Source organism: Mesorhizobium sp. (assembly GCF_017306585.1).
In the GTDB taxonomy this organism is placed as follows: domain Bacteria; phylum Pseudomonadota; class Alphaproteobacteria; order Rhizobiales; family Rhizobiaceae; genus Mesorhizobium.
Window position 1 is genome coordinate 16,819 of the sequence record NZ_JAFKIC010000189.1, and the last position, 12,441, is coordinate 29,259.

General features: G+C 64.4%; 15 protein-coding genes. 8 read left to right on the plus strand and 7 right to left on the minus strand.

Annotated features, from left to right (window positions below; all coding sequences use genetic code 11):
* Positions 1 to 20: 20 nt before the first annotated feature.
* Together J0I79_RS23035 and J0I79_RS23040 are read right to left on the minus strand one after the other, a co-directional pair.
* On the minus strand, positions 21 to 542 hold the full coding sequence (locus J0I79_RS23035) for a hypothetical protein (RefSeq protein ID WP_292864422.1): 522 nt from the start codon (positions 540 to 542) through the stop codon (positions 21 to 23).
* A gap of 122 nt (positions 543 to 664) precedes the next feature.
* Entirely contained in the window at positions 665 to 1,294 is a 630-nt protein-coding gene (locus J0I79_RS23040; RefSeq protein ID WP_292864425.1) for a TetR/AcrR family transcriptional regulator, read from the minus strand.
* A 70-nt stretch (positions 1,295 to 1,364) separates the two neighbouring features.
* Between J0I79_RS23040 and J0I79_RS23045 the strand changes: the two genes are divergently transcribed.
* Positions 1,365 to 1,874: a DinB family protein gene (locus J0I79_RS23045; protein WP_292864428.1), complete on the plus strand. Its 510-nt coding sequence runs from the start codon at positions 1,365 to 1,367 to the stop codon at positions 1,872 to 1,874.
* Positions 1,875 to 1,899: 25 nt separating this feature from the next.
* On the opposite strand, the gene J0I79_RS23050 is transcribed toward J0I79_RS23045, so the two are convergent.
* Positions 1,900 to 3,315: an FAD-linked oxidase C-terminal domain-containing protein gene (locus tag J0I79_RS23050; RefSeq protein ID WP_292864431.1), complete on the minus strand. Its 1,416-nt coding sequence runs from the start codon at positions 3,313 to 3,315 to the stop codon at positions 1,900 to 1,902.
* A 102-nt stretch (positions 3,316 to 3,417) separates the two neighbouring features.
* Here J0I79_RS23050 and J0I79_RS23055 point away from each other — a divergent pair, with 102 nt between their 5' ends.
* Together J0I79_RS23055 and J0I79_RS23060 are read left to right on the plus strand one after the other, a co-directional pair.
* Positions 3,418 to 3,897, plus strand: a complete 480-nt coding sequence (locus J0I79_RS23055) for a thioesterase family protein (RefSeq protein WP_292864434.1) — start codon at positions 3,418 to 3,420, stop codon at positions 3,895 to 3,897.
* A gap of 254 nt (positions 3,898 to 4,151) precedes the next feature.
* Positions 4,152 to 4,349 carry a hypothetical protein gene (locus J0I79_RS23060; RefSeq protein ID WP_013894716.1) on the plus strand — a complete coding sequence of 66 codons (198 nt, stop codon included), beginning with the start codon at positions 4,152 to 4,154 and terminating at the stop codon, positions 4,347 to 4,349.
* Positions 4,350 to 4,611: 262 nt separating this feature from the next.
* Here J0I79_RS23060 and J0I79_RS23065 read toward each other — a convergent pair whose 3' ends face one another.
* Entirely contained in the window at positions 4,612 to 5,085 is a 474-nt protein-coding gene (locus J0I79_RS23065; RefSeq protein WP_292864444.1) for an Lrp/AsnC family transcriptional regulator, read from the minus strand.
* 89 nt (positions 5,086 to 5,174) lie between these two features.
* Here J0I79_RS23065 and J0I79_RS23070 point away from each other — a divergent pair, with 89 nt between their 5' ends.
* The 3 genes from J0I79_RS23070 (at position 5,175) to J0I79_RS23080 (ending at position 7,811) form a co-directional block, all read left to right on the plus strand.
* Positions 5,175 to 6,074, plus strand: a complete 900-nt coding sequence (locus J0I79_RS23070) for a DMT family transporter (RefSeq protein WP_292864447.1) — start codon at positions 5,175 to 5,177, stop codon at positions 6,072 to 6,074.
* 145 nt (positions 6,075 to 6,219) lie between these two features.
* Positions 6,220 to 7,368: a histidine kinase dimerization/phosphoacceptor domain -containing protein gene (locus J0I79_RS23075; protein ID WP_292864449.1), complete on the plus strand. Its 1,149-nt coding sequence runs from the start codon at positions 6,220 to 6,222 to the stop codon at positions 7,366 to 7,368.
* Entirely contained in the window at positions 7,365 to 7,811 is a 447-nt protein-coding gene (locus J0I79_RS23080; RefSeq protein WP_292864452.1) for a response regulator, read from the plus strand. The genes J0I79_RS23075 and J0I79_RS23080 overlap by 4 nt, the downstream gene beginning before the upstream one ends.
* A gap of 5 nt (positions 7,812 to 7,816) precedes the next feature.
* Here J0I79_RS23080 and J0I79_RS23085 read toward each other — a convergent pair whose 3' ends face one another.
* Positions 7,817 to 8,704, minus strand: a complete 888-nt coding sequence (locus tag J0I79_RS23085) for a dienelactone hydrolase family protein (RefSeq protein WP_292864455.1) — start codon at positions 8,702 to 8,704, stop codon at positions 7,817 to 7,819.
* Between the two features lie 252 nt (positions 8,705 to 8,956).
* Here J0I79_RS23085 and J0I79_RS23090 point away from each other — a divergent pair, with 252 nt between their 5' ends.
* Both J0I79_RS23090 and J0I79_RS23095 read left to right on the plus strand, forming a co-directional pair.
* On the plus strand, positions 8,957 to 9,115 hold the full coding sequence (locus tag J0I79_RS23090) for a hypothetical protein (protein WP_292864458.1): 159 nt from the start codon (positions 8,957 to 8,959) through the stop codon (positions 9,113 to 9,115).
* Between the two features lie 9 nt (positions 9,116 to 9,124).
* Entirely contained in the window at positions 9,125 to 9,562 is a 438-nt protein-coding gene (locus J0I79_RS23095) for a hypothetical protein (protein WP_292864461.1), read from the plus strand.
* A gap of 236 nt (positions 9,563 to 9,798) precedes the next feature.
* Here J0I79_RS23095 and J0I79_RS23100 read toward each other — a convergent pair whose 3' ends face one another.
* Both J0I79_RS23100 and J0I79_RS23105 read right to left on the minus strand, forming a co-directional pair.
* Positions 9,799 to 12,117: a glucose/quinate/shikimate family membrane-bound PQQ-dependent dehydrogenase gene (locus tag J0I79_RS23100; protein ID WP_292864464.1), complete on the minus strand. Its 2,319-nt coding sequence runs from the start codon at positions 12,115 to 12,117 to the stop codon at positions 9,799 to 9,801.
* Positions 12,118 to 12,254: 137 nt separating this feature from the next.
* The coding region (locus J0I79_RS23105) for a hypothetical protein (protein WP_292864466.1) at positions 12,255 to 12,441 on the minus strand (187 nt) is incomplete at its 5' end.

Consider the following 12,441-nt stretch of genomic DNA (forward strand, 5'->3'; position numbering starts at 1 on the left):
CGCTTACGGCGGGGTCCGCCTCAACGCGCGTCGCGCTTGGCCTGTGCCACCTTGCCTGCCTTGCGCTGCCGGCCGAGTTCGGCCGGCTGGACAAGTTTCGGCGCCCGCTGATTGGCCACGGCCCGCATGCCCTTGTGCGCCGTGCGCGAATTGTGGGCGGGACCTTCCGCCGGCGCCGCCTGCTTCACGGCCAGCGCCTTGCGTGCGTTGCCGACCAGCGAAAGGTGGGCCGCCAGTTGCCGGCGACGTTCGGCCTCGCCATTCAGCCGCCGCATGGCCATCGCCAGCACCGCCAGCTTCACCTGGGAGCCGCCATCGGCCTTCGAAGCGGTCGCCCCCTTCGGCGCTCCCTTGCCGCGTATTTCGCGCCGTCGCCGATGCGCCTCGGTCTGCGCCTTGTCGCGCCGCTCGCGCAAGAGCTTGACCAGGCCGGCAAGGTCGGCGTCGGAAAGCTCCTGCACCGTCGGATGGTGCGACTTCTCGACCAGTTCCTTCTCATCGGCGCTGAGCGCGCGTGCTTCCTCCTTGCGGGAAATCGCCATGATAATCCTCCTGCGCTGGCGTGCTTGTCTGTTCAGGACGCCAGAGCCTCGGCCCGAATGGTGGCGCGGTCAAGACGAAGCTTTTTCGCCGGCTTGCAACGCAGCAGCCGAATGCCGCTCGTTCAGTGCCCCGACAGGCTGCGCAAATACGCGCAGGCAAGGCCGATGAGTTCGGCCCGCAGCACCGGCGACTGGAGCTCGCCATGTCGCGCCGCCGCATGAACGACGCCCTCGACCGCGCCCGACAGCACGCGCGCGGCAATGCCATCGCTCTCGGAATTGAGCCTGCCTGCCGCCGCTTCGATCACGGCCTGATAGCGCCGCAGATATTCGGCCTCGAACGCATCCTGGGCCGAGCGGGCTGCAAGCGGCACCTCGTCGAGCAGCACCCGGTGCAAACGCTGGTCCACGCTGTGGGCGGCGACGACGCCGTCGATCAGCGCCGCGGCCCGCTGCTCCAGCGTGATGCTTGCGTCGCTCTCGTCGGGCACGACAATCGCCGCCAGCACGGCGTCGAGGTGGCGTTTGCGGATTTCTTCCGCCAGCGACAGCTTGTTGGGAAAATACTGATAGATCGAACCGATGCTGACACCGGCGGTCGACGCCGTCTCATTGGTCGTGAAATGGGCCCAGCCGCGCCGGGCCAGAACGCGAGCCGCCGCCTCGACGATGATGTCGACAGTAGCGCGGGAACGCTGCTGCCGGGGCAGTTTGCGCACACTTTCGGGCTGCGGGGGAACGCGAGTAGCCATATCGGGGCCTTCCCATCAAAATGTGACTAGAAGCTCACATTCTACCCCGCAGCACAATCAGAGGTCCACGATGAGCAGCAAGACGCTCCTGCTTTCCCTGTTCGGCTACAAGGCCTGGGCCGACGAGGAACTCCTCGCCTTGCTGGGCGGGATTGAACAGCAGCTGAGCAAAGAGGACCTCGGAGAAATTCTCGAAACCATCAATCACGCGCATGTCGTCGACAGGATATTCGCGGCCAACGCCCGCAGGCAGAAGCACGATTACCGCGATACCGGCACGGCGCAGACGCCGACGCTCCCACAACTGTCCGAGGCGATCAGGGAAACGGACCGATGGTATCTCGCCTATGTCGAACAGCTCGCGCCGGAAGAGTTGGCCGAAACGATCCCTTTTACCTTCACCGACGGCTCGCCCGGCCGGATGTCACGTGAGGAAATGCTGGCGCATGTCGTCACCCACGCCGGCTATCATCGTGGCGAGGTCGGGCGCATTCTCACGCGGCTGTCAAAGCCGACGGCGCCCGACACGTTCACGGGCTATCTTCATCGTGCGGAGCCTGCCCGCCGGGCCGCGGTCTGAAGCGCTTCCGCCAGGGAAGCGCTCCCTAGCCAGCACCCGGCAGGATCTTCCCCGGATTCATGATATTGAGCGGATCGAGCGCCTGCTTGATGGTGCGCATGATGTCGACGCCATGGCCGAGTTCGTGGCGCAGGAAGCCGATCTTGCCTTGCCCGATGCCGTGCTCTCCCGTGCAGGTGCCGTCCATGGCAATCGCCCGCATGTTAAGCCGCGAAACGAACTTCTCCGACAGCGCGATCTCCTTGGGATCGTTGACATCCATCAGCACCAGCACGTGGAAATTGCCGTCGCCGGCATGGCCGACGATCGGCGCGATCAGCCCCATTTCAGCAATGTCGACCTCTGTTTCGGTGACGCATTCGGCGAAGCGCGAGATCGGCACGCAGACATCGGTCGACAGGCCCTTGGCGCCCGGCCGCAGCGTCAGCGACGACCAGTAGGCGTCGTGCCTCGCCTTCCACAGTTTGGTGCGCTCCTCGGCGACGCTGGTCCACAGGAACGGCCCGCCGCCATTTTCCTCGGCGATCATGCCGAATGTCTCGGCCTGTTCGGCGACGCCGGCGTCGCTGCCGTGGAACTCGACGAACAGGCACGGGCTCTCTGGATAGTCGAGCTTGGAATAGTTCTTCATCGCCCGCATCTGCAGTGCGTTGACCAGTTCGATGCGTGCCACCGGAATGCCCATCTGGATCGTCGCGATGACCGCGTTGCACGCCGCCTCGACGCTCGGGAAAGGACAGACCCCGCCCGAGATCGCCTGCGGAATGCCCTGCAGCTTGAGCGTCAGCGACGTGATGATGCCGAGCGTGCCTTCCGAGCCGACCAGAAGCCGCGTCAGATCATAGCCGGCCGAGCTTTTCTTCGCCCGCTTGCCTGTCGTCACCGTCTCGCCGTCGGCCATGACGGCGGTCAGCGACAGCACGTTCTCGCGCATCGTGCCGTAGCGCACCGCATTGGTGCCGGAAGCCCGCGTCGCCGCCATGCCGCCGAGCGAGGCATTGGCGCCCGGATCGATCGGGAAGAACAGGCCGGTGTCGCGCAGATGCCGGTTCAGCTCCTCGCGCGTCACGCCGGGCTCGACCGTGCAGTCGAGGTCCTGCGGATTGACCGACAGAATGCGGTTCATGCGCGAGGTGTCGATGGATATGCCGCCGCCGGGCGCATTGGTGTGCCCCTCCAGCGACGAGCCGACGCCGAAGGCGATCACCGGCACCCGGTGCGCGGCGCAGGCGCGCACGATCTCCTGCACCTCGGCCGTCGTCTCTGGGAAAGCGACGCCGTCGGGCGCCTGCGTCGGGATATAGGTGGTCGTGTGCGCATGCTGCGAGCGGATCGCCTGGCCGGTCTGGAAGCGCTCGCCCAGCCGCTGCTTGAGGATGCCAAGCACGGCGGCGATGCCTTCCTCGTTGCGTTCGACCGGATTGAGGTCGCTCAGAGCCATAAATTCCTCCGCGAATGGACCAGCGCGCATGCTTGTTATGCAGCTATGGATGCGTAGTCTCACCGGCCATATCGTGTCCAGCACCAGAACAAGGAAGTTTCGATGCCCATTCCTGCCCCCTTCGTTTCCAAGCCGATGGACATCGAGAAGGACTGGATCGACTACAACGGCCATCTCAACATGGCCTACTACAACGTGCTGTTCGACCGCTGCTCGGACGCAGCCTTCGAGGCGATGGGCATGGGGCTGGACTATGTCAGAGAGCGGCGCCTCACCATCTACACCGCCGAAGTCCATGTCTGCTACGTGCAGGAACTGCATCTCGACCACAAGGTCACGGTCTCGTTCCAGCTCATCGACCATGACGCCAAGCGGCTCAGGGCCTATCAGGAAATCCGCCATGTCGACGGCTGGCTCGCCGCAACCTCCGAAACCCTGTCGCTGCATGTCGACATGTCCGGCCCGAAGGTAGCGCCCTTCCCTGCCGATGTGCTGGCCAAGATCGAAGCCATGCGCGCCGCCCACGCGGTGCTGCCGATGCCCGAGCGGGCTGGCCGCTCGATCGGCATCAAACGCAAATAGGCGAAACCGGCGCGGTTCGGAACGCAGCGACGACCGGCGCCGGACCTCAAAGCCACACCCGCGAACCAAAATCCCGCGACACCGAAAATCGGCCGGCCCCGGTCCTTGAAGGGGCCTCGCGGCCGCGTTAACCTTACCAAGGTTTTAACGGGAACAAGCCATTTGAGCCGTTGAACGACTCAGCGGGGCAGCAGAAAACTGCCGGCATGAGTTGCAATACGAGCGGCGGGGCGAAGCCGGTTCGAGGGACGTGCATGAAAACCGACATCAAGGTCGAGGTGGACAGGCTGGCCGCTGATCCGCGCATTACCGACTATGATTTCTGGCGTTCGCTCAAGAACGTCGACAACGAGATCTTCCATATCGCCAACAACAACGAGCCGATCCCGTTCGACATGATCCGCTGGCGCAGCATCCTGAAGCGCGCTCGTCTCAAGCGTGGGCATGCCTGATAGCGGCGTATCGATTGTCTCCAGCTGTTCTCGTAAGTCCGCGCCGCCCCTCATTGCCCTGCCGGGCATTTCTCCCCGTATAGTGACGGGGAGAAAGACGCCGTCATTACCGATTTCGCTTATCATCGACGTTGCAGAAATGGCGCCAACGCTGCAACCAGCCCATTCTCCCCGTCTCTATACGGGGAGAAGATGCCGGCAGGCAGATGAGGGGCATCGCGGCATTTCAGGCAGGCGTACCGGCTTTTCACCGCTGTCAGATCTAACGTCTCACCGCACTCAGCGGCGAGCGCGCCACCACCGGTGACGACTGGATGATAGCGGTATTGGTCATCGCATAGGGGATGATGCGGTCGATCACCCGCTCCAGCTCGGCCACCGAGCCGACATGCGCCAGCGCGATAAAACAATCCTCGCCCGTCACCCGGTCGCATTGCGCGATCTCCGGCAGGTCACGAATGATCTCGGCCACGGTGGAGAGCTGCCCCGGCACCGGCCGGATGCGCAGCCAGGCCGACAGTTTCAGGCCGAGCGCCGCAGGATTGATCCTGACCGAATAGGCCTCGATAACCCCATTCTCCTGCAGCCGCTTGATGCGCTCGGCGACACTGGGCGCGGACAGGCCGACCGAGCGCGCAAGCTCCGCCGTACTGGCGCGCGCGTCCTTTTCCAGCAGGCGCAGGATCTTCATATCGGCCACGTCGAGATCGAAATTTTCACTTCGAAGGCGTTTCATATGGAATTCCTTGGCTTTTGGCCATAAATCGGCAAAAAGGTCTATCATTGCCCATGTGCATTGGCGATATGGGCTACGATACTGACCCGATGGACGATCAGACGCAAGTCCCGGGCGCCGCGGCCAACCCCGCCCTCGCAGCATTGGCGACAAGGCTGCCGCCGCATCTCTGGTTCGCGGTCAGCGCTGTCTTCCACTATCTCGGCCCGGCCTTCGCCGTGCTGCTTTTCCCGCATGTCGGCGTGCTCGGCATGGCGTGGCTGCGCATCGCCACCGCGGCGCTCATCTTTGCGCCGCTGACGCGCCCCTGGCGGACCTTCGCCCGCTCGGATAGCCGCACACGCTTGTTGCTGCTGGCCTTCGGCACCTGTCTGGCGGTGATGAACTGTTCGTTCTACCTGGCGCTCGAACGCCTGCCGATCTCGCTGGTGGCGGCGATCGAGTTCGTCGGCACCATCGGCGTCGCCCTGGCCGGCCTCCGGAGCGTCCGCAACATGGCCGCCCTCGCCGTTGCCGTGACAGGCACGCTGATGCTGATCGACGTCAAATGGTCCAGCGATCCGGCTGGACTGTTCTGGGCTTTCCTCAACGGCGCGCTCTTCGTCGGCTATATCGTGCTTGGCCATCGCGTCGCCCGCGCCGGCGCCGGCAATGGCATAGCGGGCCTGGGCGCCGCCATGGCGGTCGCCTTCATCGTCGTGCTGCCGATCGGCTTCGCCGATGCGATGCCCGCTTTCTTCTCGCCGCCGCTGTTGCTCGCCGCCATCGGCGTCGGCATCTGCTCGTCCGTCATTCCCTATGTCTGCGACCAGCTTGCCATGTCGCGGCTGCCGCGCGCGAGTTTCGCGCTGATGCTGTCGCTGTTGCCGGTCACCGCGACGCTGATCGGCGTCATCGTGCTGCGCCAGGTTCCAGGGGTCCGCGATTGTGCCGGCATCGCGCTGGTGGTCGCCGGCGTCGCCTTCCATAAGCCGGCCAATAACGACTGACGCCGGGAAGCTCTTTGCCCTCAATCAGTTGCAAAAAATCCCGGTTGGTTCCCTGCCTGCGACGAACTGCGACAGGCCGCTCAAGATTGAACCAAATCCGGCTTTGAGCCGTTGTCTCCCCACGAAAAAGGCTTGGAGTGACGCGATGGACTGGAAACGGACCAGGGAGCCTGCCGACGCGTGGCACATGACGGATGACCTGCATGTCGAACACGGCAAGGGCGATCCCTTCGCCGCGGCGATACGTGCCACGCGCATGTCGATGATCATCACCGATCCGCGACAACAGGACAATCCGATCGTCTTTGCCAACGACGCGTTTCTGCGTCTGACGGGCTATGAGCGGCAGGAGGTCATAGGCAGGAACTGCCGCTTCCTGCAGGGTCCGAAGACAGACAAGGAGGCCATTGGACAGTTGCGCAAGGCGATCGAGGAGGTTGCCGACGTCAGTGTCGATATCCTGAACTACCGCAAGGACGGCTCGACCTTCTGGAACGCGCTCTATATCAGCCCGGTCTCCAACGATCGCGGCGAGTTGCTGTTCTATTTCGCCTCGCAACTCGACGTCTCGGACCGCAAGCGATCGGAGCGCCGCATCACAGCCGACAAGGAGCGGTTCGAGAAAGCCGTCCAGGATCGCACCCGGGAACTGGAAGCCGCCCTCGAAGCGCAGACGACGCTGCTGCACGAGGTCGATCACCGCGTGAAGAACAACCTGCAGATGATATCCTCGCTCATCCTCATGCAAAGGCGGACCATAACCGATGAAGCCGCCCGGCAATCGCTCACCACCACGCTGGAGCGCATCGAGGCGCTGAGCACGGTGCATCGCCGGCTCTACCAGTCGAAGGATGTCAGCCGGTTCGACGTTTCGGATTTCGCCCGTGATCTGATCTCCGATCTGGTGACCGCATCGGGGCGCACGCACATCAACTCGCGTCTCGATCTGGAGCCGGTGATCATACCCGCGGAGAAGGCTACGCCTGTCGCGCTGATCGTCAACGAGCTGGTCACCAATGCGTTGAAACACGCGTTCAAGGAACACCCCGATGGAGCCACCGCAGGCCATATCGGTGTCAGAATGAGCCAGCCTGACGGTCATCTCAACATCGAGGTATCCGACGACGGCGTCGGCATGGCCGGCACGGTCGCGGAAACGTCCTTCGGCATGCGTCTCATCAAGTCGCTGGCCAGGCAGTTGCATGCCGAGGTCGAATGGGATGACGCGGCTCCGGGCACCCGGGTCGTCATCTCGATCCCCAATGAACCGCAGCACAGGGGCAACGCGTCATGATCGAACCGCTGAAGGTACTGATCGTCGAGGACGAGGCACTGCTGGCAATGGAACTGGAAAGCCTGGTCGAGGAGGCCGGACATAGCGTCGTCGGCTGGGCAACCTCCTCGGACGAAGCAAGGAGGGCGGTGGACACGACGGAGGCCGACATCGCGTTTGTCGATATCCATCTGACGGACGGGCCGACCGGCGTCGACGTCGCCCGCTACATCGGCGAGAAGAAGAAATCGATGGTCGTTTTCATGACCGCCAATCCGAAGCGAATTCCCGATCACTTCGCCGGCGCCATCGGCGTCATCGCCAAGCCCTACACGATGAACGGGCTGCTCTCGTCGCTACGTTATCTCCAGGAAGGCGTGCGGCGTCCGCCGCCGAAATCGGCGCTGCCGGCCGGCTTTACGCTATCGCCCGCCTTCCAGATTGTCTGGGCTCCAACGGCCTGACCGTTTCAAGCCAGCTTCTGCTTCAGGAACGCGATCGTCCTGCCCCAGGCGAGATCGGCCGCCTTCTTGTCGTAGCGCGCGGCCGAGGTGTCGTTGTTGAAGGCATGGTTGGCGCCTTCGTAGACATAGACCGTGTATTCGACATGGTCGGCGTCGAGTTCCTTCTTGAAAGCGTCGATGCCGGCATTGGTGCGATCGTCGAGGCCCGCATAATGCAGCAGCAGTGCCGCCTTGATCTTCGAGACGTCGGCGGCCTTCGGTTGCATGCCGTAATAGGCGACGCTGGCCGCAAGGTCGGGCGCGTTGACGGCCAGCATGTTGGCCGTGCCGCCGCCCCAGCAGAAGCCGATGGCGCCGACCTTGCCGTTGCCGTCCTTGTCGGCCTTGAGGTAAGCGACGGTCGCCACGCCGTTGGCGACCGTCTGCGCCGGATCCAGTTTGGTGAACATGTCGCGCGCCTTGTCCTCGTCGTCCGGCGTGCCGCCGAGGGGTGACAGGAAGTCGGGAGCGAGTGCGATGAACCCTTCCAGCGCCACGCGCCGCGCCACATCGCGTATATGCCCGTTGAGTCCCCTGTTCTCATGGATGACGATGACGGTGCCGAGCTTGCCCGTCTGGTTCGCCGACTTGACGAGGTAGCCCTTCATCTCGCCGGTGGCGCCGGGATAGGTGATGTCCTCGCCTTTCACGCGCGGATCGTTGTCGGCGACAATGGCCGCCTGCGCGGAATTGGCGGCCAGCATCGGCGCGATCGCCGCCGCGGCCGCCCCCGATCCGGCAAGCCGGGTCAGTTGCTCCATGAAGCGGCGCCGGTCGAGCGTCAGATGGGTGTATTCGTCATAGGCGTTGATCATAGCCTGGGTGATCACGGGCCTGGTGTTGACATCGGTCATGACGCGCTCCTCGCTCTCTATCTCGACTTTGCAATCCTTGCCGCCGCCAAAGATAGGCCCGGGCCTCCCGTCGTCCAGTCACAACCGCTCACGCCTGGGTGTCGCGATGGGCCCGGATTGGCGGCCATCACGTTTTTGTCATCACCGACAAATCTTGATGGCGCTGCCACAATAGTAGGTGAAACTCACTGAACGGCCGCGCAATGGCGCGGCCACGGTGCGGAAGGGCTCGATCTGAAAGGAACACTGCCGATGACCTTGTCTTCGTCCATGCTGGCAACTGCCTTCACGCTCGCCGCGGCCGCCATCCTGGCGATGCGCGCGGCCATCGTGGCCGCGAGCCGGAAAAGGGCACAGGTCAGGATACGCAGTCCCCGGCACCGACAGGCAAACACGAAAACCCAAGGTTGAGGTGAAGTCATGGACGTACAGGATATTGTGAACACCGTTTCGCAGAAGGCCGGCCTCGATCAGGCAACGACCGAAAAGGTCGTCGGCACCATTTTCTCGGTGCTCGAGCATGAGGCTGACGGCACCAGCGCCTCATCGTTCTTCGCCAGGATCCCGGGCGCCGATGCACTCGCGCAAAAGTATGACGTCATGGCCGCCGCCCCGGCCGGCGGCGGTGGCGGCTTCCTGTCGTCGCTGCAGGGCGCGCTTGGCGGCGTCCTCGGCGAGAAAGCCGGCGCGCTGGTAAACGGCCTCGCCGCGCTCAAGGCGTCCGGCCTCGACATGGCGCAGATCCAGAAGGCCGGCACCACGCTCGTGCAGCAGGCCGAAGCCGCCGCCGGCCCTGATCTGACCAACCAGGTGCTGGGTTCGGTACCCGGCCTGAAGAGCCATTTGGGTATCAGCTGAACGGCTTGCTGCTGACGTAGGGTTGCGCTGCCCCTCATTGCCCTGCCGGGCATTTCTCCCCGTATAGTGACGGGGAGAAAGACGCTGTCGCTTATGGTTTCGTCAATCGCCAACGCTGAAACTGCTCCTTCTCCCCGTCACTATACGGGGAGAAGGTGGCGGCAGCGGGATGAGGGGCGGCGCCGACGCTGTCAGCAAAGCATATCTGCTAGGCCGGTCATCCAGCAGAACACGCTCTACTTCGGCAGCGCATAGGCCATGACATAATCCCCCGGCTTGGTGCCGACCGAGCCGTGGCCGCCGGCGACGATGACGACGAACTGGCGCCCGTCGGCGACGGTGTAGGTCATCGGTGTCGATTGGCCGCCGGCCGGTAGCCGCGCCTGCCAGAGCTGCTTACCCGAAGTCAGGTCATAGGCGCGCAGGTAGTCGTCGACCGCAGCGCCCAGGAAGGCGACGCCGCCGGCGGTGATCATCGGCCCGCCAATGCCGGGCACGCCGACCTTCAGCGGCAGCGGCAGCGGCGTCATGTCGTAGATGGTGCCATTGCGGTGCTTGTACGCGATCGTGCCGGTCCTGAGGTCGACGCCGGCGACATAGCCCCAGGGCGGCGCCTGGCAGGGAATGCCGAGCGGCGACAGGAACGGTCCCATCACCACCGCATAGGGCGCGCCCTCATTGTTGTTCAGCCCCTGCTCGCTGCCCTTGGTGTCGGCGCCCGGCGCCGGGACGTCGGCGCGCGGAATAAGTTTCGAGGTGAAGGCCAGGTAAGTCGGCATGCCGAACATGACCTGGCGTACTGGGTCGACCGCCACGCCACCCCAGTTGAAGACGCCGAAATTACCGGGATAGATCAGCGATCCCTGCACGGAAGGCGGCGTGTAGCGGCCCTCATAGCGCAATTTGTGGAAGGCGATGCGGCAGGCCAGTTGGTCGAACATGGTGATGCCCCACATGTCGGCATCGGTCAGCGGCTTCGGGTTGAAGGAAAGGTCCGACACCGGCTGCGTCGGCGAGGTGTGGTCGCCCTCGATGGCGCCGCCCGGCGCCGGCACTTCCTTGACCGCGATGACAGGCTCGCCGGTGCGGCGGTCGAGCACATAAAGGTCGCCCTGCTTGGTCGGCCCCACCAGCGCCGGCACCACGGAGCCGTCGGCCTTGGTGATGTCGATCAGGCTCGGCTGCGCCGGCACGTCCATGTCCCAGAGGTCATGGTGCACGGTCTGGCGCACCCACTTCAGCTGCCCGGTGCTGAGGTCGAGCGCGGTGATCGAGGACGAGAACTTCTCGACATTGGCGCTGCGCCCGGCGCCGAGTTGGTCCGGCGTCTGGTTGCCGAGCGGCACGTAGAGCAGGCCGAGTTTCTCGTCGGCGCTCGGCGTCGACCACATGTTGGGCGAGTTGGCGGTGTAGGTCTGGCCGGCCGGAAGCGGCGTTGTCTGGTCGGGATTGCCCGAATCCCAGTTCCAGACCAGTCTGCCGGTCGCCGCGTCATAGGCGCGGATGACGCCGGACGGCTCCTGCGTCGAATAATTGTCGTTGACCGCGCCGCCGACGATGATCTTGCCACCGGCGATCAGCGGCGCCGAGGTCGAATAGTAGTAGCCAGATTTCGGGTACGGCATGCCGGTCAAAAGGTTCAGCGTGCCGCCCTCGGCGAAGGCCGGGCAGACCTGCCCGTTGGCGGCATCGAGCGCGATGAGCCGCGCGTCGGAGGTCGGCAGATAGACGCGGCTCGCGCAGGGCTGGCCGGCGGCGCCGGAGGCATCGGCATAGTAGGACACGCCACGGCAGGTCTGGTGCTGGCGGTCCTTGTCCAGCTTGATCTTGGGATCGTAGCGCCACTTCTCCGTGCCGGTCGCCGCGTCGATGGCGATGGCGAAATTATGCGGCGTGCAGATGTAAAGCGTGTCGCCCACTTTCAGCGGCGTCACCTGATAGGTGGTTTCGCCGATATCGTCCGGTCCCTTCACGTCGCCGGTGCGGTAGGTCCAGGCCGGCTTCAGATTGGCGACATTGTCCGGCGTGATCTGGTCGAGCGGCGAATAGCGCTGGCCGAACTGCGTGCGGCCGTAGAAGTGCCATTCGCCGGCCGGCACATCGCCGCCGAGATTGGCGTTGGGGATCACCTTGTCGGTGTCGAGCGCGCCGCCAATGTCCTTCGGGTCCGTGGTCATCGAATAGCCGGCCACCGCCAGCGACGCCAGCACCGCCAGGATCAGCGGCGCGCGCCCGTCGGGACCGGCCAGGCCCCGCCTCGCCCATGGCGTCAGCAGCCATAGCGCCACCAGCACGATGATTCCGCCGCGCGGCCCGAGTTCCCACCAGTCGAAGCCGGTCTCCCAGACCGCCCAGGCCAGCGTGCCGAGCACGATCGCGGCGTAGAGCCAAAGCGAGGTCGAGCGGCGCCGGTAGAGCAGCCAGGCGGTGATCAGGAAGGCAAGGCCGGCGATGATGTAGTACCAGCTGCCGCCCAGCGAAGCCAACCAAACGCCGCCCGCGCCGAGCGCCAGACCGAGCAGAAAGAGAATGAGGGAGGTGATGGTGACAGCCAAGATGATACTCCTTCGACTGTTCGCGCCTGGCGGCGCGGCCATGGGCAACCCGGCATTGCGTCCTTGCCTGGGACACAACTTTCCCCTGCCCGTCTCGCCTGTCAAGCATAGGTCATGGGCCGCCGACGGCAACCTTGTTACGCCTGCGGTTGTTCAAAAGGCTGGCCGCCACCGGACCTGAGTGGTCGTATCGAGCACTTTACCGGAACAAAACGTAGACAGTTCTGGCCTTTCGCCGCCGAATCACTACATTCGGGGGAAATGTCCGGCTTTTCGGAAGACATGCCCTTCTTCGATGAACCCAATGCGCGGCCGGCGGCCCCG